A 23,838-nucleotide genomic window follows, 5' to 3' on the forward strand; every position below is an offset into this window, starting at 1 on the left:
CGGGGTTCAGCACGGGGTGACGGGCTGGTGCCCGTCGTGGTCCGGGTAGGCCTCCTCGCGGTGGAGACCGAGCGCGTGCATCACCGGGAAGTCGTTGAACGAGAACAGGCAGGCGTCCTCGCCGGGGTCGAGGTTCGCGTGCTCGTGCCAGGCCCAGGACGGGACGACGAAGACGTCGCCCTCGCGCCACTCGAAGCGCCGCCCGGCGATCACCGAGACGCCGTGCCCCTTGGCCGCGGTGTAGACGACGGAGCCGGTGTGCCGGTGGGCGCGGGTGGCCTGCCCGGGGCGCAGCAGCTGCAGGTGGGCGGCCATGGTCGGCATCACCGAGCCGCCGGTGACCGGGTTGGTGTACTCCATGACGACGCCGTCGTAGGGCGATCCCTCGGTGGCGCGGGCGAGTTGGCCCAGCGCGTGGTAGCTGGGCTCCCACGGCCAGCCGAGCAGCGGGGAGTACGGGCGGCTCCACTTCTCGACGCCGTACGGGAGCAGGTTGCCGCCGTAGCTCAGCAGTGAGGAGTTCACCACCGGCCCGGGGCGCTGGTACAGCTCGGGGTGGACCTCGTAGAAGTTCGCGTCGAGCATGTTGACCAGCGGGATGTCCAGGCCGTCCTGCCAGATCACCGGGCCGTCCGCGGACTCGTTCCCGTGCTCGTGCCAGGTGTTGTTGGGGGTGATCGCGAAGTCGCGCGGGCCGACCCTGAGCTTCTGCCCGTCCACCACCGTCCAGGCGCCGGTGCCCTCGTGGACGAAGCGCAGCGCGGCGGCCTGGTGGCGGTGCGCCGTCATCGCCTCGCCGGGGCCCATGATCTGCAGGCCGGTGTACAACAGGCCGACGGCGGCGCTGAGTTCGCGTCGGCCGGGGTTGACGAGCATGACCACCCGGCGGCCCGCGTCGTCGGCCTTGACCAGCGGCAGCGCCTTGCGGACCAGCGGGCGCAGGTCCGCGTAGCGCCAGAGCACCGGCACCGACCTGGGCTGCGGGTACCAGGGCTCGATCTCGTTCGCGACCGTCCACAGGGCGCCGGCCTCGTGCTTGGCCAACTCCTCGTAGTAGGCGACGAGTTCCGGGCTGTCGGTGACCCTGGCCCGGCCGATCCGGTCGTCGTCGTAGCCGTCGCCCGGGTGGCCCGGGTTGCCCGGGCGGCCGGGGCCGTTCGGCTCCTCCGGGCCGTCCGGTCGGTCGCGGTCGGTCGTCCCACCTCGGCTGGTCATGCCTGCTCCTCCTCGGGGAGTACCAGCGGCCGCAGCGGACGGTTGTCCACGTGCAGCCGGAAGACGTCGAAGCGGTTGTAGTGGCCGACGATGTCGTGCATCTGCTTGGGCTGGATGCACCGCGCGAGGTCGATCTCGGCGTAGACGATGCCCTCCTCGTCCACCAACGGCTCGACCACGGCCCGCCCGTCGGGGCCGAAGACGCCGGACAGCGCGCTGCGCGGCCGGGCGAGCAGCTTGCGCACCTCCTGGTCCCCGCCCGCGACGACGTCGACGATCTCGGGCGAGACGGTGGAGCAGGCGACCACGGTGAACAGCTTGCCCTCGAAGCAGTGGGCGGCGGCGCGCAGCGCGATCGCCTCCGCCATGTCGTAGTCCTCGGGGGCCACCGGCAGGGCGATGTAGCTCGCGGCGTGCACGAGTTCGCCCTGGGCCAGCAGGGTGAAGCGGGCCAGGGTGTTGGTGTTCTCCCCGCAGGCGAGGGCGCCGAGCGGGCCGACGGCCGTCCGGTGGACGCGTAGGGAGCTGCCGTCGCCGGGCGTCCAGGTCAGCTTCTCGGCCCACGTCGGCACCAGCTTGCGGTGCACGCCGAGGAGTTCGCCGTCCGCGCCGATGATCAGCAGGGTGTTGTACAGCACGCCCAGGCTGTGCCGCCCGCGCTCGTTCACGCCGATCACCAGCACCACCCCGGCCTGCCGGGCGGCGGCGCGCAGGGTGTCCACGTACGGGCCGGGCACGTCCACGGAGGCCCGGTAGAGCCGCTCGTACCAGGGCGAGCCCTGCACGGGGTTCATCGTCCAGTTCCAGTACGGGTAGCCGGGGACGAAGACCTCGGGGAAGACCACCAGGGAGGCGCCGTGGCCGGCCGCCTCGTGGATCAGTGCGACGGCCTTGTCCACGGTGGCGGCCGGGTCCAGGTAGACGGGGGCGGCCTGGACGGCCGCGGCGGTGAAGCGGGGCAGGTCCGGCACGGCGTCTCCTCGGGTCCCCCGGGTGGTCGGTCGGTGGGGTGGTGGGGTGGGTGCGGTCGCCGGGTCGGTGTGGCTCGCCGGGTCGGTCCGGCTCCTCGGCTCGGTCCGGCTCACCGGGGTGTCGGTCCGTCGGCGTCGCCGGTCGCTCACCTCGCGGGCCCTTCGGCAGGTGCTCCGGCGGGTGCTTCGGCGGTCCCTGTGGCGGGCCGGTCGGCTGCCGGTACGCCCGGTGGCCAGCGGCGGTGCACCGGCGCCTCCGCCGGACGCCGCAGGTGCAGCCGGGGCGCGACCCGGTCGGCGCCCGGGCCCGGCGGTCGGCGGCTGCCCGCCGACCACGGGCCGGGCCAGGGCGCGCCCGGCCCGGAGTAGCCCTGCTCGGCGGCCGCGTGCAGGGTCCAGAGCGGGTCGTACAGCTGGGCCCGGCCGACCGCGACGAGGTCCGCCCGTCCGGCCAGCAGGACGGAGTTGGCGTCGTCCGGCCCGGAGATCGCGCCGACCGCGATGGTCGGCAGGCCGGTGGCCGCGCGGACCAGCTCGGCGAACGGGGTCTGGTAGCCGCGCCCGTACGGCGGCCGCTGGTGGGCGACCACCTCGCCGGTGGAGACGTCCACCGCGTCCGCGCCGGCGTCGCCGAGTGCGCGGCAGATCGCGACCGCCTCGGCCTCGGTGGTGCCGCCCGGCGCCCAGTCGCTCGCCGAGATCCGCACCAGCAGCGGCCGCCCGGCCGGCCAGGCCGCCCGGACGGCGGCCAGCACCTCCAGGGGCAGCCGCAGCCGGTGGGCGAGCGGCCCGCCGTAGCGGTCGGTGCGGCGGTTGGTCAGCGGCGACAGGAAGCCGGACACCAGGTGGCCGTGGCCGAACTGCAGCTCCAGCACGTCGAATCCGGCCCGTGCCGCGCGCTCCGCCGAGGCCGCGAACTCCGCGGTGACGGCGGCGAGCCGGTCGGCGCCGGCCGCGCTCGGGGTGGGGGAGGCGGCGTCCCACGGCAGCGGGGAGGCGGCGATCAGCGGCCAGCCGTCGGCGAGCGGACGGCCGATGCCGTCCGGGCCCGGCACGGCGGTGGCGGCCCGCCGGCCGGCGTGGGTCAGCTGGATGCCGAGCGGTGTGTCGCTCACCGCCCGCACGGCGTGGACGAGTTCGCGCCAGGCCGTCTCCTGCCGGTCGTTCCAGAGGCCGGGGCAGTGGTCGGTGGCGCGGCCCTCGGGGCTGACGGCGGTCATCCCGGCGAGGACGAGTCCGGCGCCGCCGAGGGCCTGCGCGGTCAGCTGGGCCCGGTCGAAGGCACTGGGCAGGGTGTCGGCGGAGGTGAAGGTCGCGAGCGGGGGCACCACGACCCGGTTGCGCAGCTCCAGCGCGCCCAGTTTCAGCGGCCGGAACATCGGCGGGGTGCCGGGCCCGCCATCGCTCCCGTCACCCCCGCCCTCGCCGCCGCTCCCGAACGCGGCGTCCACCGCGTCGACGAACCCGGGGTCACGGGAGCGCAGGTTCCCGTACGTGACCCGGCGGCTGCGGGTGAGCAGGTTGAAGGCGAACCGGTCCGGGTCCTGCCCGGTGCGCCGCTCCACCGTCTCGAACCACTCCAGGCTCGCCTGCGCGGCCCGCTGGGTGGACTCCACCACCGGCCGGCGCTCCGCCTCGTAGGCGGCCAGCGCGGCCTCCACGGTGGGCTGTTCGTGCAGGCTCGCGGCGAGCGCGAGGGCGTCCTCCAGGGCCAGCTTGGTGCCCGACCCGATCGAGAAATGCGCGGAGTGCGCGGCGTCGCCGAGCAGGACGACGTTCCGGTGCCGCCAGCGCGCGTTGCGCACGGTGGTGAAGCGGATCCAGCGCGAGGCGTTCGGGATCAGCCGGTGGCCGTCCAGGTGCCCGGCGAACAGCTCCGCGCAGCGCCGCACGCTCGCCAGGTCGCTCTCGCCACGGGCCGGCTCCCGTGCGGCGAGGGCGTCGAAGCCGGCCCGGTGCCAGGTGTCCTCGGCGGCCTCCACGATGAAGGTCGAGCGCCGCTCGCCGTACGGGTAGGCGTGCACCTGCAGGGGGCCGAAGTCGAACTGCTCGACGATGAAGGTGAAGGCCTCGAAGACCCGGTCGGTGGCGAGCCAGATGTAGCGGCAGTGCCGTTGGTCCAGCTCGGGGCGGAAGGCCTCGGCGTGGGCCGCCCTGGTGGCCGAGTTGATACCGTCGGCGGCGACCACCAGGTCGTACCCGGCGGCGAGTTCGCCGACCGGCGGCGCGGGCGTGCGGTAGCGCACGTCCACCGCGAGGCGTTCGCAGCGCCGCTGCAGGATCGCGCGCAGCCGGTTGCGGTCGAGCGCCGCGAAGCCGTGCCCGCCGCAGGTGCGGACCTGGCCCGCGTAGCGCACGTCGATGTCGCTCCAGCGGGCGAACTCGGCGCCGATCGCGGCGAACACCTCCGGGTCGGCCTGCGCGATGCCGTCCAGCGTCTCGTCGGAGAAGACCACGCCGAAGCCGGACTCGTCCTCCCGGCCGTCCCGCTCGAACACCGTGATCTCGCGGTCGGGCGCCAGGTGCTTGGCCAGCGCGGCGAAGTACAGACCGCCCGGGCCGGCGCCGATCACCGCGATGCGACGGGCCCCGGCGCCCCCGGCGGGGCCGTCCGGTCCGCTGCGCCGGACCGCCGAGGTGCGGGCGCCCGGTGCGCCGGGCCCGTTCACGCCACCACCTCCGGCTGCTGAGCCCCGGACTCGGCCAGTGCCCGTCGGACCGGCTCCGGCCAGGGCGCCGCGCCCTTGGCATGCGGCGCGGCGTGCACCACCGACATCCGGCCGGACGCGGCCAGCCCCTGCGGGCCGTGCACCTCGAAGGCGTAGTGCAGCGAGGAGCCGCCGACCCGGACCACCCGCAGCTCGGTGCGGACCAGGTCGCCGAACCAGAGCCGTTCGCGGTAGTCGGCCTCGAAGTGCACCCGGGGGATCCGGCCGAACAGCTCGGCCAGGCCCAGCCGGCGCAGCAGTGCCGCCTCGGCCGCCTCGGCCCAGCGCTGCACGGCGGAGAAGTGATAGTGCCCGGCGGCGTCGGTGTCGGACCACTCCACCCGGCGCTCGACGGCCACGCTGGCCGGGGCCGTCGCCGCCCGCCGGCGCAGCTCGGCGCGGTGCAGCTTGCCGGTCGCGGTGCGCGGCAGCTCGGTGACGAACTCGACCGCGCGCGGGTACTTGTACGGGGCGATGGTGCGTTTGACGTGCTCCTGGAGCGCGCGCACCGTCTCCGGCCCGGCGGCGGCGCCCTCGCCGAGCACCACGTAGGCCTTGACCACCGTGCCGCGCAGATCGTCGGGCGCCCCGACCACCGCGCAGTCGGCGACGTCGGGGTGGCCGGCGAGGGCCTGTTCCACCTCGGGCCCGGCGATGTTGTAGCCCGCGGAGACGATCATGTCGTCGTTGCGCGCCTGGTACCAGTAGTAGCCGTCCGGGTCGCGAACGTAGGTGTCACCGGTGAGGTTCCAGCCGTCCCGGACGTAGCCGCGCTGGCGTTCGTCGTCCAGGTAGCGGCAGCCGGTCGGCCCCTTGACGGCGAGCAGCCCGGGCACGCCGTCCGGCACCGGTCGGCCCTGGTCGTCGAGGACGGCGGCCCGGTAGCCCGGCACGGGGCGGCCGGTGGCGCCGGGGCGGATGTCGCCGTCGGCGGCCGAGATGAACACGTGCAGCAGCTCGGTGGCGCCGATGCCGTCGATCAGCCGCTGCCCGGTGGCCGCCAGGAAGGCCTGCCAGAGGGGGGCGGGCAGGTGCTCGCCCGCCGAGACGCAGCGCCGGACGCCGGAGAGCCGGTCGGCGAGGCCGGCGGCCAGGATCGCCCGGTAGGCGGTGGGCGCGGTGAACAGCACGCTCACCCCGTGCCGGCGGACCTGTTCGGCGAGCTGCTCGGGCGTGGCCTGCTCCAGCAGCAGGGTGGCGGCGCCGGCCCGCAGCGGGAACACCACCAGGCCGCCGAGGCCGAAGGTGAAGGCGAGCGGCGGGGTGCCGCCGAACAGGTCGTCGGGGGTGGGCCGGAGCAGGTGGCGGGAGAAGGTGTCGGCGTTGGCGAGCACGTCGCGGTGGAAGTGCAGGGTGGCCTTGGGGCGGCCGGTGGTCCCGGAGGTGAAGGCGATCAGGGCGACGTCGTCGGCGGCGGTCGGGACGGCCTCGAACCCGCCGTCGGTGGCGGCGCAGCGGGCGGTGAGGTCTTCCGGGCCGGGACCGCCGAAGGCGAGCACCCGCAGGCCGGGGGTCTCGGCGCGGGCGAGGTCGTCGAGGAAACGGTGGTCGCACAGGGCGAGGACGGGGCGGGCGACCCGGTGGAGCTCGGTGAGCTCGGCGGACCGCAGCAGCGGCATGGTGCTGACCACCACTCCGCCGGCCTTCAGGACGCCCAGCCAACAGGCCACCAGCCAGGGGGTGTTGGGGCCGCGCAGCAGGACCCGGTTGCCGGTGGCCAGGCCGAGTTCCTCGGTCAGCAACCGGGCCACCCGGTCGGCGTGGTCGCGCAGTTCGCCGTAGGTCCACTGGCCGGTGGGGGTGAGCAGGCAGCGGCGGTCGGGGCCGAACCGGGTGATCGTCTCGTCGAGCAGCGCCCGGGCGCAGTTCAACCGGTCGGGGTAGGTCAACTCCGGTAGTTCGAAAAGGAGTTCAGGCCACTGGTCAAGCGGTGGGAGATGGTCGCGACAGAACGTGTCCACATGCGCTGAGGGGGAGAGCTCCATGGGCGGGCACCTCATCGTGCGAGCGGGAGTGAGGCCAGTATGGCGCTTCGGTGACGCCAGTCAAGAGAGCGATACATGCATTCGGGGGAGCGGGCACCGCCCGGGCGCGGGGCGGCCGGCCCGGGCGGGGTGGTCCGGGCGGGCCGGTGCGCCGCCCGGGGGAGGCGCGGGCGGCGGTCGGCGGGGTGCCGGGGGTCCGCGGCGGGGCGCGGCAGGGCGCGCGGGAACGGCGGCGGACGGGCTCGCACCCGGCGGCCGTGCGAGTCGGGGCGGGGGAGGGGTGCGGGAGGGGTGCGGGAGGGAGCGGCGGGGTGGGGCCGGAGGTCCGCGGCCGTCGCCGGGGCGGTCACACCCGGCGCGCGTCCGTCAGGCGCCCGTCAGGCGGGTCCGAGGGCCGCCCGGGCGCGGTCGGCGAGCAGGCCGGCGAACAGGGTCAGGGCGGGTGCGGCGGTGCTCCCGGGGCCCGGGTCGCGGACGTCGAGCAGGGCCGAGCCCACCCGCACCAGGACGTCCGTGCCCTGGGTGTCGTCCGTCCGGGCGGCGCTCTGGTCGCCGATCGGGGGCAGCGGGAGGACGGAGGCGCCGTCGCCGCTGATCCGGGCGAGCGCCAGGTCGAAGGCCCGCCCGGCGGTCTCCGGCGAGGCGAAGGTGACCACGGTGAACTGTGCGCTGTGCGTTCCGGAGGACGCGAAGGTCACGGTGGCGTAGGCGAGTTGCCGGTCGCAGGCGTCCGGGACGAGGCACGGCGCGTCCGCGCCCGGGCCGGCTCCCGAGGTGGGGCCGCTGCGCACCTGCCAGCCGCCGGGCATGGCGCTCAGGTCGGGCAGGACGGCGCGGACCTGGGCGGGGTCGCGCAGCGTACGCCCGGCGTGGGCCAGGTCCGGCCCGTTGGGCTGCAGCAGCGGGCGCGAGCCGAGGTTGATTCCGACGGCCACCAGCGCGGCGACCACCACCAGCGACAGGGTCACCAGCACGGGGACGGCGCCGAGCCGGGCGGCCCGCGCCTTGGACCCGGCGACCGCCGGGTCCACCCGCAGGTGCACGGTCGGCTCCTCGGGGGGCTTGCCCAGCTCGGTGGTGGCCAGGTACCGGGCGAACGCCGGGTCCGCGGCGAGCAGGTCGCCGACGGCGGCGGTGAGCCCGGAGCGCGCCCGGGCGTCCCCGGGGTTCGCCTCGATCGCGGCGACGGCCCGGGCGCCCTCCGCCGAGGCCCGCAGGCGCGTCCGCACCAGATCCGCCACCGCCCGGCCCGGGCCGCCGGCCACTCCCTCGGCGGCCCGCACCAGCACCCCGACCACGGCCGGCAGGAGATCCTGGCCGTCCCCCATGGCAACCCCCTAGCCGCAACGAGTCGTCGCCGCCCGGCGGCGCGCCTCGCCGCCCGCCGCCGGGGCCTCCCGTCAACGATCCCGGACGCGGGGCCGGTTCGTCCCCCGGAAGACGGAACGGAGACGCAACCGCAACCGCCCGCGGACCGTGCCGGGAGCGGAGTGGCCGGTGTGGCCGGAGGGGTTGCCGCCCCGGGCCGGCCCGCCCTCCGCGGCTCAGGCCGGTGGGGCCGCCGCGGCGGGTGGCGGTGCGGCGGGTGGCGGTGCGGGGGGTGTCACGGGCATCGACATGTAGACGGCGCGCCGGCCGTAGCAGGCCGGCACCGCCACCTCCCGGTGGGCGCGGTAGCCGAGCAGCCGCAGCAGGATGTCGGCGCCCCGGACGGCGACCATCGAGATCTCCTCGAAGCCCTGCGCGCGGGCCTGCTCCCGGAAGTGGCGCACGAAGCGCAGGGCGACGTCCCGGCCGCGCAGCTCCTCGTCGATCACCAGGTCGTGCACGTGCAGGTTGGCGGACGCGTACCGCTGCTCCTCGGGCCTGGTGAGGTCCGGGCAGCGCAGCGGCGGGTAGGGCAGGCTCAGCAGGTAGCCGCGGACGGCGCCGTGCAGCTCCAGCACGAAGCAGGTGCCGGGCGAGCTGCGCCCGCGCGACTCCAGGGCCTCCCGGCCCTCGGAGAGCCCGTCGGCCGCGTAGGCGGCGTGTTCGAGGGCCACCACGGTGTCCCAGTCCGCCTCGGCGAGCAGCCGGAAGCGCAGGTCCTCGCTCACCTGGCCGGCACCTCCGAGGGGGTGAGGCGTTCGGCGCGGGCGGCGTCCACCAGGGCGGACCAGGCCTCGATCAGCCGGGCGAAGTCCTCGGCGTCGGCCTGCGCCTCGTCGAGCAGCCGGGCCCGCCGGGGCGCCAGGTGGTCGGCGAACTCGGCGTACTTGCCGCCCAGGCGCCGGTAGGAGCGGTCGACGACGTCCAGCCGGCGGACGTTCTCGGCGCGGTCCCAGGCGGCGCTGCGCCGCACCGAGTCGAGCACCGGGGCGGTGCGCACCGCGTGCCGCTCGTCGAGCAGTTCGCCGCCGACCGCCATCATCTCGCCGTACACGGGGTGCAGGTAGAGCATCGAGAGCAGGAACTTGACGAAGCGCAGCTGGTAGGCGGTGAAGCCGGGGCCGGTGCGCCGCTCCGGGGTGTAGAGGTTGACGATGTGCCGGTTGTGGACGACGCCCGGCAGGCCGGAGTCGAGGACGACGTGCAGCAGGAAGTAGTCGCTGCCGATGGTCTCGGTGGCCGGCGGGAGCGGCAGCCGCTCGTAGACCCGGTGGTCCAGGCCGAGGTTGCACATGTCCACCCGCCAGATGTCGGGGGCGCCGAGGACGGACTCGTCGGTGCGGAACGGCTCGGTGCCGCCGCCGGTGAACGAGGCCTCGACCAGCTCGCGCTTCTCCTCCTCCGTCCACACCGGCGGCGCCCACAGGCCGACGACCTCGTGGTAGACGGCCGGGTCGAGGTCGCGGATCTCGCCGACGTCGACGGAGAGTTCGCCGATGAAGGAGGCGCCGACGAGGGAGACGGGCTTGTCCGCGTCGGCGGGGTCGAGCTCGCTGACGGTGACGTCGGCGGCGGCGTCGCCGGCCCGGCGGCCGAGCGAGAGCAGTTCGTGGTGGATCGGGAACACCTTGCGCCCGTCGAGGAGTTGGTACTCGCTGTCGGAGTCTCGACGGTGCACGGAGGTGCAGCCGAGGGCGGCGGCGACCAGGAACACCCGGTTGGTGCAGGCGCCGTAGGAGACGCCGTCGGGGAGCATCAGGTCGAGCAGCCGGTCGGGGTCGGTGGCGCCGGAGCGCCTGCTCACCCGCCGGAGGAAGTCCCGTTGCCGGTCCTCTCCGAGGTGGTGCACGACGACCCCGGGGGTGGCGGCCAGCGCGCCGACGGCGCCCGCGTTCTCCGCGAAGCCCGCGGGGCCGGCGGTGTCGAGGACCAGCAGGTGGACCTCGGCGTCGAAGTGCTCGACGGCGTGCGCCGCCTCCTCGGCGAGTGCCGCGATGGTGGCGGCGCAGGCCCGGTTGGTGGGCAGGGCGAGGCAGACTCGTCTCATGGCGGGCTTCTCCGTTGGTCGTCAGGGTCGTTGCCGCGGCGGCGGGGTGGGTGCGCCGGTGGTCGTCGCAGGCGCTGCCGGACGGCTTCCGTCCTGCCACCCGACTCGCCCTGGCGGCAGGCGAGTTCGCGAGGCCCCCGCGCGTCGGGCGTCGGGGTGCCACCCCGGTCCGCCCGGTCTGCGGACTACCGTGGACTAGACCACTTTTGATGTCAACGATTGACAGGGCGGGTCGGGTGGAGGTGCAATGCGCCCCCTCCCGGGCGCTCCCCGCCGCCCGGGCCGGGCCCGTGCGGGCAGGGCGCGGCGCGGGTCCGGCGGCGCCTCTGTGCGGGCGCCAGGTTCGCACGGGAGCGCGAATACCCGTCACCGGGTCGAACGGCCGCGCGGGCCGGGGCGGTTCACGGCCGCGGATTCGGCCATCGGGGTCAATCCGGAGCGGGGACCTGCCGATACCGGCAACGACGTCCCTACGCCGTCCGGAGGAGACCGCATGCCCGACCTGTGGCTGCCCGGTGCCGAGATCCACGACCTCGGCGACCACGCGCCGACCGACCAGCAGTACCCCCCGAAGGCCATCGCCCACATCACCTGGGACCGCAACGCCACCGCCGCGGCCCCGCAGGACTGGTGCACCTTCGAAGACCTCGTCGGCTACTTCACCGGCGTCGGCGCCGGAAACGCCCCGCACCTGGTCTGGGACCCCTTCAGCGGGCGGACGGCCCAGCTGTTCCCGGCCGACTCCCGCTCGAAGAGCCTGCTCAGCCCGCCGGAGAGCCCGACCCGCACCAACCGCGCCGGCCGGGTCGTCATCCAGATCGAGGCCGTGTTCTTCCCGTACTGCCGCTACCGGGGCGCCGTCTACCCGCGGCTGGTCGACACCCCGTGCGCCGGCTGGGACCGGCTGCACGCCTGGATCGGCTCGTGGGGCGTGCCCGACACCTGGCCGATGGGCCGGCCGACCGACTTCACCGACCACCGCGACGAGCAGGTGTGGGAGACCCGCGGGGGGTGGTACGCCCACGCGCACGTGCCGTTCAACGACCACAGCGACCCCGGTTCCTGGCCCGACCTCACGGCGGGCTCGGGATCCCCGGGCTCCCCGCCCTCGCAGCAGCACCCGGCTCCTCCGGACGAGCCGGCCCCGCCCCGCTACCAGGTCAGCATCAACGGGCTGCCCTACGGCTACGGCGCCGAGGGCTACCAGGTCACCGCCGTCGGCCGGGCGCTCGTCGCCCAGGGCTCCGGCTCCCACTACCGCTCCGGGCCCGGCCCGAACTGGACGGACGCGGACACCGAGAACTACGCGGACTACCAGCGGAGCCTCGGCTACAGCGGGCAGGCCGCGGACGGCGTCCCGGGGGAGGGCTCGCTGCGGCGGCTGCTCGGCTACCTGCCCGGGCCCCGGTCGGTGTCGCTGGCGCACGTCGTCGCGGCCGCCCGGACCGATCCCGGCGCCGAGCAGGGGCACCGCAGTTACGGGGCCGAGGCGGCGATCGTCGAGCAGGCCCTGGCGGACGAGGGGCTGCTCGAACAGCGCTGGGTGGACGGCTCGTTCGGGAGTCGGACGGTCGCCGCCTACGCCGGGTGGCAGCGGCGCTGCGGGTACGCGGACGCGGACGCGGACGGGATCCCGGGGCGGGACTCGCTGCGCCGCCTGGGCTCGGCGCGGGGATTCGGCGTGACGGACTGACGGGGCGGGCGGGGTGGCCGGGGTGGCCGGGGTGGCCGGGGTGGTCCGGGGTCGCGGCTTTCCGCGACCCCGGTTTCCCGGCTTCCCGGCTTCCCGGTTCCCCGGCTTCCGGGTACGGCCGGGGGAGGTCGCCGGGTACCTCGGAGGGAGGGGTGCGGGTGCTCTCGGGCCGGGTCGGGTACTCGCTCGGGAGTAGTCGGGGTTACTTCCGGTGGCAGATGCCCGATGAGGGGCGGAGCGGAGAGTCTGGGCCCGTCCTCGCCGCACGGCGGTGATGCCGCCGCGGCCCGGTCGCGGCCCCGACCCGAAGGAGGCACCCGTGCGCCCGTCCACCGCACCGGCCGCGGAGCCGAGTCCCGCCCGCCCCGCCCGACGACGGCCGCCCGGCGGCACGCTGCCGCCCAGGGCGCGCAAGAGCCTGGTCGTCGTGCACGTCGTCGCTTCGGTGAGCTGGCTGGCCCTGATGCTCTGCCTGCTCACCCTGGCGGTGACGGCACTGGCCACGGAGGACGCCGACCGGTTGCGGTCGGCGTACCGGGCGATGGGGATGCTCGGCGACGCGCTGATCCTCCCGCTGAGCCTGGCCACCCTGGTCAGCGGGGTGGTGCTGGGGCTCGGCACCTCCTGGGGGCTGTTCCGCTACTACTGGGTGAGCGCGAAGTTCTGGCTGACCCTCGCGGCGGCGGCCGCCTCGCTGATCGCCCTCAGCGCCCGGCTGCACGACGCCGTGCGCGTGGTGGACGCACACCCCACCGGCCCGATCTCGGCGGCGGACCTCGGGTTCGTCCGTCTCAACACGGTGATCGTCCCGTCCGTCGCGCTGGCGCTCTACCTCTTCGCGGTGGTGCTCTCCGTGTTCAAACCCTGGGGCCGTCGCCGGCCGGGCAGCCGGCGCTGGCGCATACCCGGCGCCCGCGGGTGACGCCGGTCCGCCGGGGAATGCCGGCGCTCGGCGGCGGTGTTCTCCACGGACGTGACCAGCGCACCAGGGACCAGGGCACCCGCGACGGGCGGACCAGCGACGGGCGGACCAGCGGCTGACGCGGGCGCGACGCCCGCGATCCGGCTCTCCGTGCTCGACCGGTCCCGGACGAGACAGGGCGAGGAGCCGGCGCAGGCGCTGCGGGACACGGTGGCCTTCGCCCAGGAGGCGGAGCAGCTGGGTTACCACCGGTTCTGGGTCTCCGAGCACCACGGCGTGCCCGGAGTGGCCGGGTCCGCGCCGACGGTGCTCGCCGCGGCGGTGGCGGCGGCCACCACCCGGATCCGGGTCGGCACGGGCGGAGTGATGCTGCCCAACCACCGGCCGATGGTGGTGGCCGAACAGTTCGGCGTGCTGGCCTCGCTCTTCCCGGGCCGGATCGACATGGGCCTCGGCCGGTCGGTCGGGTTCACCGACGGAGTGCGCCGGGCCCTGGGCCGGGAGAAGGACGCGGCGGACGACTTCGGGGCCCAACTGGTCGAGTTGCTCGGCTACTTCGACGGCTCGCAGCAGGTTCACCGCGGCGTCCATGCCCGGCCGGCCGAGGGCCTGCGGGTGCCGGCCTTCGTCCTGGCCACCGGCGCCGGCGCCGACCTGGCCGCCGACGCCGGGCTGCCGCTGGTCGTCGCCGCCACGCGAGGGGAGGAGCGGATGCTCGCGGCGATCGACCGGTACCGCGCCGGGTTCCGTCCCTCGGCGCAGGCGGCGCAGCCCTACGTGGTGATCGCGGGCACGGTCGCCGTCGCGGGGACGGCGGAGAGCGCGCGGGAGCTGCTGGTCCCGGAGGCCTGGGCCGGTGCGTACTCCCGCACCCACGGCGAGTTCCCGCCGCTGGCCCCGGCCGCCGAGATCGCGGCCCTGTCGATGGGAGCGCGCGAGCGCGCCGCCTACGAGCAGTCGCTGAAGGGGCACATCGCGGGCACCCCGGAGCAGGCCGCCGCCGAACTCGCCGCCCTGATGGCGCGCAGCGGCGCGGACGAGTTCCTGGTGACCACCAGCACCTACGACCGCGCCGCGCTGCTCGACTCCTACCGGCTGCTCGCCCGGGCGGTCGGCCAGCCGGTGGGGCAGCCGGTCGGGCAGGGTGTCGGCCAGCCGGTCGGCCAGTCGGCCGGGCAGGGTGTCGCTACCCGGGCCGCCGGTCGGGAGGCGGCGGGGCCGGAGGACGTCGACCGGACGGTCGCTCAGGCGGCCGGTCGGGCCTGACTGCTCCGGGCCGCTCCGGGAAGCACCGCCGCCCCCCTCCGCCGCTCCTCCGCCCGCATGTCCAGCTCGCTTCAGGCCGCCCCGCCCGGTTTCTGAGCAGGGCCGATGACCTGCTAGTGTTCTTCCCGTCGAGAGGAAAAGATCTCTCGAGCAGGCGTCAGCGGTGCTACCAGAGCACGTCCTACTTTCAGTAGGGAGAGTCCGTGCAACCCGGGCCTGGCGCTCCACCCGAAGGGGCTCGTTCCGTCCAGCGGAACGGGCCCCTTCGTGATGTCCGGGGGCCGGCGGGGCCCGCCCGTGGTGAGTCCGTCCGTCCGGAGCCCGCCTACCCGGGGCCCGCATGCCCGGGGCCGGTCCGGCGGACCCCGATCGCCCGGCTGCGGGTCCCGAACGTCTGAGCCCGGTTCCCGGTGGCCCGGGTCCGGCGGGCCGGTCTCCCGCGGGGTCGGTTCGCCGTCCGTTCGCCCTTCACCCGGCGTCCGATCGCCACCCGTTCGCGGCCCGTTCGCGGTGCCGGCCTCGGCCGGGCCCCTTTATCGCATTTCGGTGGCCGAAACCCTGTTGCTCAGCCGGTTATCAGCCAAGGTCCCGTTCCTGGTGACCGGTGGGCGACGGCGGGTGGCAACGTCAGGGCCAGCCGGTTCTACTGTCACGGGCTGGTGACGCACCGTCATACCTTGGCTGGAAGTAACTGCCAATGATGTGAATATGCCATTGGAATGTTCGTCATATGCAATCCGGCAGTAGCCTTCCGTGTCGAACCCGCCACTGCTGGTGGCGAATCCGGCCGAGTCGCGCTGCGCCCGGCCGCCCAGACCCCCGCGAAGGAGCCGGTGTGCCGGGTATCGACGAATGCCTCGCCGGAGCGATGGCGATCACCGGAGCCCGCTCCGCGAGTCTGGTCGACTGGAGCAGCGGACTTGCGCTCGGCGGTCTCGGCGAATGCCCGGCCGGCGACCACGAGACCGCCGCCGCCGAGGCAACCGACTTGGTGCGGGCGACGGTTGAGAGTCAGACCTTCACCGGGGCGGAGGAGCGGCGGTCGCCGCTCCAGGACATCATCGTCACTGCCGGCCGCAGTTACCACCTGATCTGCTTCATCGACACCGTCTTCGACAGCCGTCTCGTCCTCCACCTCTGGCTGGACCGGGCGGAGGGCAACCTCGCGGCCGCCCGCTACCGCCTCCAGGGCCTCGCCGAGGAGCTGGTGCTCGGGTGAGCCCGACACCCACGAGGGCCGGCGGTTTCCGGCCGGCACACCGGGCACACCTCCCCCGGCAGCGGCACGTCCCCGGGCACCAGCAGCCCGCCGCGCACGGGCACCCCGCCGGGCGCCGACAGACTCCCGGGCGGTGGTCCGCATGAACGCCGCACCCACCACCGATCCCGCCACCGGTTCCACCGCCGCACCCGCAGCACCCGAACCCGTGCCCGCCGCGGGGCCCGGCACGACCTCCACCACGCCCGCCGCGACGCCGATCGCGGAGCCCGTCACCCTCCCGCCGTCCGCCCCGCCGCAGACCCCGGGCGAGGCCCTCGGCCTGCTCGCCACCCGCCGCGCCACCGGCGCACTGCACGGCCCGCTCGGCAGTCTGCACCTCGTGGACGGCCGGGTGACCCACGCCGACTCACCCCGGGCCCCGGGGCTGGCCGACCTCCTCACCGGCTGCGGCCGGATCGCGCCCGCGGACTGGGCGGAGCTGCTCCGCGCCCACGGTCCGCACGCCCGGGTCGGCGAGGCGATGGTCGACCGTGGCCTGATCGGCCGCGGGGAGCTCGAACTCGGCCACCTCGGCACGCTCTTCGACGCCGCCTTCTTCGTCCTCGCCGACCAGGCCGGCGGCACCTGGCGGTTCGAGCACGAGGCCCGGCACTGGCTAGGCCCGGTGGCGGAGGTCGACGCCGACCGGCTGCGCCGCGAGGTGGACCGCCGGAGCGGGCTGCTGGACCAGATCTGGCCGTGGGGGCGGCTGGACACCGCCCCCGTCCGGCCCGCCGTAGCGGGCTTCCACGCCCACCGGCGTCCGCCCGGTCGCCGCCAGCGCGAGCTTCTCGACCACGCCGACGGCCGAAGAACCCCGGCGGACCTGGCCCGACTGCTCGGCAGGTCAGGCTTCGGCGTGACGGCGGACGTCCGCCGACTGGCCGCCGCGGGACTGCTCGACGCCGGCCTGCTCGACGTCCCGCGGCACGCGGCGCCGAGGGCCGCGCCGCCCGGGGCGCCCGGGGTGCCGCTCGCCGCCCCACTCGGGGCACGGGCCGGTGTCACACCCGCCGCCCCGGCCGTGTTCCCGCCCGCACCCTCCCAGGCCGGACCGCTCGCACCACCGCTCGCTTCGCCACCGCTCGCTTCGCCACCCCTGGCTTCGCCACCGCTCGCTTCACCGGCCCTGGCTTCGCCACCCGCTCCACCGCTCGCCGCACCGCTCGCTCCACCGCCCGTCGGGGCGCCGACCGTGCCGCCCCTCCCGGCATCCGAGGCGCCATCACCGCCGCGCCGGTCCGGAGGCCTGCACCGCAGGGTTCCCGGCGCCACCCTCACCGGCGTCGGCATCCTCCCCGGTGCCACGCCCCCCGGGTCCGTGGCGGCCGACCGTCCCGCCCACCCGCCGACAACGGCAGCGGCCCACCCGCTGACCGTCCCCGACCCGGACATCGCGCTGCTGACCCGGGTCCGAACCCTTCTGGAGGCCCGACTTTGAACGACGCTCCGCCCGCGACCCCGCCGTCCCGGCCATGAGGCGGGCGCTCAAGCAGCGTGTCGGAAGGAGACAACTGATCGCCTTGGAGACCGAGCTGCTCGCCGAACTCCGCGCCGTCAAGCATCGTGTCCCGCACCTCGCGGGAGGCCTGGTCGCCAGCGTGGACGGCCTGCTGGTCGCGCACGACACCCACGGAACGGAACCCACCGGCCTGGCCGCGATGACCGCGGCCTCGCTGTCACTGGCCCAGCGGCTCGCCGACAGCACCGGCCAGGGCGACTTCCGCGAGTCGCTGGTGCGCGGGGAGCACGGCTACGTCGCCACCTACGCGGCCGGTGGCAGCTGCGTCCTGACCCTCCTGGCGCACCCGGACGTCAACGTCGGCCGGTTGCACCTGGAGGCGCGCCGTTCCGCCCAGCGGATCGCCGGACTGCTCAACGAGGCCCTCCTGCCGAAGGACCCCCGCGAGCCCGGCTGAACGGCGGATCCGGTCCGGCCGGGGCCGTCCGGACCCTGGCCCGCCCTGAGACCCACCCCGAGAACCGTCAGAGAACCGAACCACCGAGAACCACCCGACGACCGAGAACCACCCAACCACCGAACGGGAGTACCCAGATGACCGACGCAGCAGGCGCCCTCAAGCAGGCCATGACCGCCATCGAAGGCGCCATCGGCGCCGCCCTCGTCGACTACAACAGCGGCATGGCGCTCGCGACCCTCGACGGCCCCGGCGGGCTGGACCTCAACGTGGCCGCCGCCGGGAACACCGACGTGGTGCGCGCCAAGATGCGCACGATGGACATGCTCGGACTGGGCGGAGACGGGATCGAGGACATCCTGATCACGCTCAGTACCCAGTACCACCTGATCCGCCCGCTCACCGGACGTACCGGCAAGGGCCTCTTCCTCTACCTCGCCCTGGACAAGGGGCGCGCCAACCTCGCGATGGCCCGCCACCAGCTCACCAAGGTCGAGGCCGATCTGGAGGTCTGACGACCGCCCATCGGATCGTCCGGACGCCCATCGGATCGTCCGGACGGCGAACGGGCCGTCGGGACGGCGACCGGATCGCCCGGACGGGAACAGGACCACCGGGTCCCGGCCGGGACCGGTCCGGTCCCGGCGACGCCCGGCGGCGGCTCAGGCCCCGCCGGGCGCGGTCCAGCTGACCTCGCCGCCCGGCAGCCCCGCGCACACCGAGCCGTCGGCGGTCACCACGCTCCACGGCGCGAGCCGCGCGTGCGGCGGGACGGACAGCGCGCCGCCCTCCGCGAAGCCCAGTTCCAGCCCGCCGGCCAGCGTGATCGCGGCGCTCTCGACGGTCCGCCCGACGAGCGCCAGCAGGGGTGGGGTCGGGCGGAAGGTCAGCGCCGGGAAGAAGTGCTCGACCTCCGCGGGGGCGGCGAAGGACGGCGCCGCGAAGCGGAACTCGTGCGCCACCCGGACGGACACCCGCCCGTCGAAGGCGAGGTCCAGTCGGACGCCGCCGCTGACCGACTCCACCCGGCGGCCGGCCAGCACCTCCGTGATCGCGTTCTGCATGCCCCCAGTGTGGCCCACCGGCCCAGCGCCTGTCCGCCCGTGCCCACAGCTCCGCCGTCGACGTGCCCCCGGACCGGAATCCGGGGGCCCCGGGCCCCGGACTCGGGGGATCCGAACCGGAACCCGTGAGCCCCCGGGGCGGCCCGACTACCCGGTCGGCTGCCCGCGCACCAGCTCGACGGGCCCGCCCGCCCGTTCCCTGGCGGCGAGCGAGGCGGCCGTACGGGCCCAGGAGTGCTCGTTCAGCAGGGACCGCGCCTCAGCCGGGTCGCAGAGCCGCCACTCCACCAGCTCCTCCTCCTGCAATGCGATCGAGTCGAGCATCCGCTCCGTCACCACGCCGCCGTCGAACACGTACACCAGTACGGCGGTGTCCCGCCCGCTCGCCGGGCCGGCCAGGGCGTCGGCGGCCGCCCCCGGTTGCCAGTCGACCGCCAGCAGCCGGCCCGGCTCGACCTCCCAGCCCAGCTCCTCGCGGATCTCGCGCCGCGCCGCGGCCCGCGGCATCTCCCGGGCGGCCTCGACCCCGCCGCCGGGCAGCGTCCAGTACTCCTCCCGGCCCCGCGGTCCGTCCCACGGCCGCAGGCGGACCAGCAGCACCCGGCCGGAGCCGTCGGTGAACAGCGCCCGCGCCTTGGCCCGGATCCGCGGACGGGTGGCGATGTAGGTGTCCCGGTCCATCGGCGGCTGGGCCGACAGGGACGGCTGGGACGATGGGGACGGCCCCGGCGGCGCCGCCAGTGCGGGCGCCGCGGCGAGCCCGGTGTAGGCGGGCGGCGGTTCGTCCGCCGGCAGGTGGTCGAGGGTGTGCCCGACCGGCCTGCTGTCCTCCAGCTCCAGCGGACCGGCCGATCGGCGCACCCGCAGGCAGGCCGTCACCCGCCGGGACAGCCGCGGCGGTAGTGCGTGGACCACCTGCTCCGGGGCCAGCCAGGCCCAGCCGCCGACCTCCGCCGCATCCGGCGTGAAGGCCGCGGCCTGTTCGGGGGTGAGGGGATCCGCCCAGTACAGGTAGGCCGCGATCGGGGGCCGGGAGTCGTCGAGCGTCCAGTCCACGCAGGCCAGGGGCCCGAGCCGGGGGGTGAAGCCCAGTTCCTCCACCACCTCGCGCACCGCGGTCTCCCGCGGCGAACGGTCCTGCGGCTCCCACCCGCCGCCCGGGATCGCCACCGGGTGCCTCCGGTCGTAGGGCAGGCGCACCACCAGCACCCGCCCCTGGTCGTCCGGGAACAGTACTCCCGCCGCTGCCAGCAACTCCCGCGCGCTCCCCGGTGACGCCTCCACCAGCGCTCCCTCCGCCTCGCCCGATCCGTACCGCCGTGTCCTTGCGACGACTCCCACCGGTACCCGCGCGGTTCCCGCCCCACACCCCTGCTGATCATCCGTCAGTGCCCGGCGCGGCCGGCCCGATCCTCCCGGCCGGCCCGATCTGCCCGATCCTCCCGATCCACGAGAGCCACCCGGTCCACGCGACCGCCGGTCCGTTCGGGGCCGTCGGACCGGTGGGGCCGCCGGAGCCCCCGGGCGTCACCCCAGGGAGGCCAGCGCCTGGGCGGTCGCCCGGGCCATCTGCTCGTCGTGCCGTCCGCTCGCCCCCCGCAGCCGGGCGGCGCCCTCGACGGCGGCGAGGGCGAGCAGACCCGGCAGGAGGTCGGCGCTGCGGGCGGCGACCCAGCGGGTGCCCCGGGTGGCCATCCACCAGAGGTCCGCGGCACGGCCGGGCGGAGCTTCGGCGGGAGCGGTGGCGGGCGGGGGCCCGAGCGGGTGTCCGACGGAGGCCAGCCGGGCGTGGAAGCGGTGGGCGATGAGGTGGTGGCCCTCGGCGCTGGGGTGCAGCCGGTCGGCGCTCAGCAGGTGGCGCCGAGCGCACCAGGGCAGGTCGGCGAGGTGCAGGTGGACCGCCCGGTGACGCGTGGACAGGGCGTGCACCACGGTGTTGACGGCCCGCATCCGCCGCGCCAGTGGTCGGGCGAGCGGCGCGGGCAGCCGGAGCAGGGTGCCCGGGTCGGGCAGGCAGGCGGTGAGCAGGACGGCGCCGTGGGCGGAGAGCTCGCCCAGCGTGGAGTCCAGCTCCAGGGCGGTGCGGCGGATGTCGAAGCCCGCCCGCAGCGTGTCGTTGCCGCCGACCACCACGGCCGCGACCGCCGGGCGCAGCGCGAGCGCGGCGGGTAGTTGGCGGGTCGTCAGATCGGTGGTGAGCGCCCCGCTGGCCGCCAGGTTGGTGAACTCGACGTCCTGGCCCTCGGGCGCCAGGGACCGCGCCAGGACGGCGGCCCAGCCGCGCAAGCCCCCGGCGACCGGATCCCCGACGCCCTCCGTCAACGAGTCCCCGAGCGCGACGAACCGGACCACCGGCCGACCGGCAGCCGATCGCCCCCCGTCCACGGCCGGCCCGTCCGCCACGGGCCTGTCCACCGCCCGGCCGCCCGGAGCCCGGTCAGGCCCGGTGCCGAGCACGTCCATCCCGCCCCTCCTCCGCCACGCCGCGGCCCGGTACCCCGTGGGCCGCCAGGAAGGCCTCCACCGCCGCCGGCCAGCCGTACCGTTCGGCCTGCGCCCGGGCCGCGGACCGCCGCGCCTCCTCCGGACGGGCCAGCACCTCGCGCACCGCCGAGGCGAAGCCGGCGCCGGTGTCCGCGGCCGCCACCCCGGCCCGGCCGACCAGCGCGGGCAGCGCGGAGGAACGGCTGACCACCACCGGAGTGCCGCAGGCCAGGGCCTCCGTCGCCGCCAGCCCGAAGGTCTCCACCGGGCCGGGTGCGAGCACCACGTCCGCGCAGCCCAGCAGCCGGGCCAGCGCCTCCCGTCGGTCGAGGTGCCCGAGGAAGCGCACCGGCAACCGCAGCCGGTCGGCCTGGCCGACCAGGCGCTCGCGCAACGGTCCGGCACCGGCCACGGCCAGGACGGCGGGCACCCGGCGGGCCCGGAGCGCGGCGAGGGCCTCGATCGCCCGCTCGGGCCGCTTCTCGGCGGAGAGCCGGGAGCAGAGCACCAGCAGCGGCTGGTCCGGTTCGGCGTAGCGGGCCCGCTCGGCCGCGCGGGCGGCCGGTGGCAGGGGCTGCAGTGCCGTCAGGTCCACGCCGAGCGGGGCGCGGACCAGGTTGGGCACGCCGATCCGGCGGAACTCGGCGGCCGCCCACCCGGTGGTGCACAGCACCGCGTCGTAGGCGCGTGCGGTGGCCGCGTTGAGCCGGTCCGCGGCGATGTCGGCGAGCGGCCGGGGCAGCCCCCAGGTGCGCAGGACGCCGGCGGCGCTCTCGTGCGAGACCATCACCGAGCGGACGCCGTGCCGGCGTGCCCAGTCGCCGGTCCAGCGCAGCGTGGTGCGGTCGGAGACCTCCAGCCGGTCGGGCTTCAGCCGGGTGAGTTCGGCGGCGACGGCGCGTCGGTCGGTGAGCACCCGGTAGCCGCCGCTGGCCGGCAGGACCGGTCCGGGCAGGGTGACGACGAGGCCCTGCTCGGTCTGCTGTTCGTGGCGCCGTTCGCCGGGCACGACGAGCACCGGCCGGTGTCCGGCGGCCAGGTAGCCGGCGCCGAGGTGGCGCAGCGCGGTGCGCAGCCCGCCGGAGACCGGGGTGACGAAGTTGGCGAGCCGCACGATGGTCAGCGCCTCGCGGCCGCCCGGGCCGCCCTCGCCGGTCGGGTCGAACGGGGTGGTCATGCCGGCAGCTCCTCCGCGAGCACGGCCGGCGCGGTCGCCGCCGGGGAGTCCACGACCGGGGGCAGCGGCACGCCGTGGTGCTCGGCGAGCACCTCCGCGTAGTGCCGTAGCAGCAGGTCGCCGACGGCCTCCCAGGTCCGCGCGGTGACCTCGGCCCGCCCGGCCCGCCCGTAGGCGGCCCGTCTGGAGGGGTCGGCGGCCAGTTCGGCGACGGCCCGGGCGACGGCGGCGCCGTCCCGCGGCGGCACCAGCAGGCCGGTCCGGTGGTGTGCGACCAGGTCCAGCGGGCCGCCGGCGGCGGGGCCGACCACGGGTACCCCGCTGGCCATCGCCTCCTGGATGGTCTGGCAGAAGGTCTCCAGCGGGCCGGTGTGCACGAACACGTCCAGGGTCGCGAAGCAGCGGGCGAGTTCCTCACCCGTGCGGCGGCCGAGGAAGACCGCGCCCGGCATCGAGGCCCGCAGCCCGGGCGCGGACGGTCCGTCCCCGATCACCACCACCCGCACGCCCGGCAGTGCGGAGGCGGCGGTCAGCAGGTCGACCCGCTTCTCGGGGGCCAGCCGCCCGACGTACCCGACGAGCACCTCGCCGCCCGGGGCGAGCGCCCGGTGCAGCGCCTCGTCCCGGTGGCGGGGGTGGAAGCGCGCCGAGTCGACTCCGCGCGGCCACAGCTGCACCCGGGGCACGCCGTGCGCGGTGAGGTCCTGCGCGGCGGGGGTGGAGGGCGCCAGGGTCCGGGCGGCCGCCCGGTGGACGGCACGGATCCGCCGCCAGGCGGCGGCCTCCCCGAGGCCCCGCCCGGCCCGGTAGGCGTGCGCGTACCCGGCGAGGTCGGTCTGGTAGACGGCGACGGCGGGCACGCCGAGCCGGGTCGCGACCTGCATCCCGCGGGCGCCGAGCACGAACGGGCTGGCCAGGTGCACGATGTCGGGCCGGTGTCCGGCGACGGCTGCCGCCAGGTGCCGGCTCGGCAGCGCGATCCGCACCTGCGGGTACCCGGGCAGGGGCACCGACGGGATGCGGACCACCGGCAGCTCCACCTCCCCGGCGCCGCCGAAGGTGTGCGGCGGGCACTCGGCACCGCGCGCGGGGGCGGGGGTGACGACGAGGGACTGGTGGCCCCGGCGGGCCAGGTGCTCGGCCGTCCGCAGCACGCTGTGGGCGACTCCGTTGACCTCGGGCGGAAAGGATTCGGTGACGATGACGACGCGCATGCCATCGTTCTGTCCGCGTCCGGCGTGCACCCGGCCAAAGGGATCTGTCGAACAAGCGAACGCGGGTCGGCGATTTGCACCGCCGACCCGCGTTCCCGTGCCGCACCGCGTCAGAGGGACCCGGCGGACTCCTTGAGCTCCGCGTACGGGGCGAGCTTGCGGATCGACTCGATGCTCCTGAGGCAGTCGTCCTTGCTCTCCTGCGGGTCGCCGGTGACCACGATGGTCCCGTTGCTCGCCTTGAGCCGGAACCGGTGCATCCCGCTCTCGTCCGTGTACAGCTCGAACTTGCCAGCCATGCCAGTCGACACCTCTCGCTCAGGTAACCCCCACACACCGCAACCTAGGACCCGTCCCGTCGGCCCGCCCGCCGGCCGGACCCGTTCGGGTCAGGAGGCGCTCACCGGCCCCGGGGAGCGGGAACGGCCCGGGGCGGGTGAGCGGACCACCTGCCGGCCGACGGGTCGTCAGCGGGTGGTGGGGGCGCCGTGGCCGCCGGTCCCGACGGCGGGCGGGCGGCCGGAGGGTGGATCCGGCGCCGGAC

20 protein-coding genes and 1 pseudogene are annotated in these 23,838 nt (G+C 75.9%); 7 read left to right on the forward strand and 14 right to left on the reverse strand.

All coding sequences use genetic code 11. The features are described 5' to 3' along the window. Positions 1-6: 6 nt before the first annotated feature. The 8 genes and pseudogenes from ACIRS1_RS14600 to ACIRS1_RS14635 form a co-directional block, all read right to left on the reverse strand. Complete coding sequence (locus ACIRS1_RS14600) at positions 7-1,215, reverse strand: cupin domain-containing protein (protein WP_402839401.1); 1,209 nt, start codon at positions 1,213-1,215, stop codon at positions 7-9. Further along, on the reverse strand, positions 1,212-2,186 hold the full coding sequence (locus ACIRS1_RS14605) for a carbon-nitrogen hydrolase family protein (protein WP_360211410.1): 975 nt from the start codon (positions 2,184-2,186) through the stop codon (positions 1,212-1,214). Before ACIRS1_RS14605 ends, ACIRS1_RS14600 begins: the two co-directional genes overlap by 4 nt. Positions 2,187-2,332: 146 nt before the next feature. Beyond that, positions 2,333-4,855, reverse strand: a complete 2,523-nt coding sequence (locus tag ACIRS1_RS14610) for an FAD-dependent monooxygenase (RefSeq protein ID WP_402839403.1) — start codon at positions 4,853-4,855, stop codon at positions 2,333-2,335. After that, entirely contained in the window at positions 4,852-5,253 is a 402-nt protein-coding gene (locus ACIRS1_RS14615; RefSeq protein ID WP_402839682.1) for an acyl-CoA thioesterase, read from the reverse strand. Before ACIRS1_RS14615 ends, ACIRS1_RS14610 begins: the two co-directional genes overlap by 4 nt. Next, positions 5,254-6,879: pseudogene (locus ACIRS1_RS14620) on the reverse strand (AMP-binding protein); the annotation flags it as partial. Positions 6,880-7,256: 377 nt separating this feature from the next. Beyond that, positions 7,257-8,207, reverse strand: a complete 951-nt coding sequence (locus ACIRS1_RS14625) for a hypothetical protein (protein ID WP_402839405.1) — start codon at positions 8,205-8,207, stop codon at positions 7,257-7,259. 216 nt (positions 8,208-8,423) lie between these two features. After that, positions 8,424-8,975, reverse strand: coding sequence for a GNAT family N-acetyltransferase (locus ACIRS1_RS14630; RefSeq protein WP_402839407.1), 552 nt, complete (start codon positions 8,973-8,975; stop codon positions 8,424-8,426). Continuing rightward, positions 8,972-10,294: a DUF6271 family protein gene (locus ACIRS1_RS14635; RefSeq protein WP_402839408.1), complete on the reverse strand. Its 1,323-nt coding sequence runs from the start codon at positions 10,292-10,294 to the stop codon at positions 8,972-8,974. Before ACIRS1_RS14635 ends, ACIRS1_RS14630 begins: the two co-directional genes overlap by 4 nt. A gap of 493 nt (positions 10,295-10,787) precedes the next feature. Here ACIRS1_RS14635 and ACIRS1_RS14640 point away from each other — a divergent pair, with 493 nt between their 5' ends. From ACIRS1_RS14640 to ACIRS1_RS14670, 7 genes are all read left to right on the forward strand, one after another. Next, positions 10,788-11,987: a peptidoglycan-binding protein gene (locus ACIRS1_RS14640; RefSeq protein ID WP_402839410.1), complete on the forward strand. Its 1,200-nt coding sequence runs from the start codon at positions 10,788-10,790 to the stop codon at positions 11,985-11,987. A 319-nt stretch (positions 11,988-12,306) separates the two neighbouring features. After that, positions 12,307-12,909: a DUF2269 domain-containing protein gene (locus tag ACIRS1_RS14645; RefSeq protein ID WP_402839412.1), complete on the forward strand. Its 603-nt coding sequence runs from the start codon at positions 12,307-12,309 to the stop codon at positions 12,907-12,909. Positions 12,910-13,059: 150 nt separating this feature from the next. Next, positions 13,060-14,175, forward strand: a complete 1,116-nt coding sequence (locus ACIRS1_RS14650) for an MsnO8 family LLM class oxidoreductase (protein ID WP_402839414.1) — start codon at positions 13,060-13,062, stop codon at positions 14,173-14,175. Positions 14,176-15,010: 835 nt separating this feature from the next. After that, entirely contained in the window at positions 15,011-15,394 is a 384-nt protein-coding gene (locus ACIRS1_RS14655) for a hypothetical protein (protein WP_360211398.1), read from the forward strand. A 142-nt stretch (positions 15,395-15,536) separates the two neighbouring features. Continuing rightward, positions 15,537-16,877, forward strand: a complete 1,341-nt coding sequence (locus tag ACIRS1_RS14660; protein ID WP_402839416.1) for a hypothetical protein — start codon at positions 15,537-15,539, stop codon at positions 16,875-16,877. Between the two features lie 82 nt (positions 16,878-16,959). After that, positions 16,960-17,355: a roadblock/LC7 domain-containing protein gene (locus ACIRS1_RS14665; RefSeq protein WP_360211394.1), complete on the forward strand. Its 396-nt coding sequence runs from the start codon at positions 16,960-16,962 to the stop codon at positions 17,353-17,355. A 137-nt stretch (positions 17,356-17,492) separates the two neighbouring features. Further along, positions 17,493-17,870: a hypothetical protein gene (locus ACIRS1_RS14670; protein WP_360211392.1), complete on the forward strand. Its 378-nt coding sequence runs from the start codon at positions 17,493-17,495 to the stop codon at positions 17,868-17,870. Positions 17,871-18,017: 147 nt separating this feature from the next. Here ACIRS1_RS14670 and ACIRS1_RS14675 read toward each other — a convergent pair whose 3' ends face one another. The 6 genes from ACIRS1_RS14675 to ACIRS1_RS14700 form a co-directional block, all read right to left on the reverse strand. Then, positions 18,018-18,419 carry a DUF6188 family protein gene (locus tag ACIRS1_RS14675; protein WP_360211390.1) on the reverse strand — a complete coding sequence of 134 codons (402 nt, stop codon included), beginning with the start codon at positions 18,417-18,419 and terminating at the stop codon, positions 18,018-18,020. Between the two features lie 147 nt (positions 18,420-18,566). Continuing rightward, on the reverse strand, positions 18,567-19,703 hold the full coding sequence (locus tag ACIRS1_RS14680) for an NUDIX hydrolase (RefSeq protein ID WP_402839419.1): 1,137 nt from the start codon (positions 19,701-19,703) through the stop codon (positions 18,567-18,569). Between the two features lie 243 nt (positions 19,704-19,946). Next, positions 19,947-20,882: an SGNH/GDSL hydrolase family protein gene (locus tag ACIRS1_RS14685; RefSeq protein WP_402839421.1), complete on the reverse strand. Its 936-nt coding sequence runs from the start codon at positions 20,880-20,882 to the stop codon at positions 19,947-19,949. Beyond that, positions 20,857-22,080, reverse strand: a complete 1,224-nt coding sequence (locus ACIRS1_RS14690) for a glycosyltransferase (protein WP_402839423.1) — start codon at positions 22,078-22,080, stop codon at positions 20,857-20,859. Before ACIRS1_RS14690 ends, ACIRS1_RS14685 begins: the two co-directional genes overlap by 26 nt. Next, on the reverse strand, positions 22,077-23,294 hold the full coding sequence (locus ACIRS1_RS14695; protein WP_402839425.1) for a glycosyltransferase family 4 protein: 1,218 nt from the start codon (positions 23,292-23,294) through the stop codon (positions 22,077-22,079). The genes ACIRS1_RS14690 and ACIRS1_RS14695 overlap by 4 nt, the downstream gene beginning before the upstream one ends. Positions 23,295-23,404: 110 nt before the next feature. After that, a complete protein-coding gene (locus ACIRS1_RS14700) occupies positions 23,405-23,593 on the reverse strand; it encodes a DUF1508 domain-containing protein (protein WP_360211380.1) in 189 nt (62 codons plus the stop codon). Positions 23,594-23,838: the final 245 nt, after the last annotated feature.

Source organism: Kitasatospora sp. NPDC101176 (assembly GCF_044768035.1).
In the GTDB taxonomy this organism is placed as follows: Bacteria; Actinomycetota; Actinomycetes; order Streptomycetales; family Streptomycetaceae; genus Kitasatospora.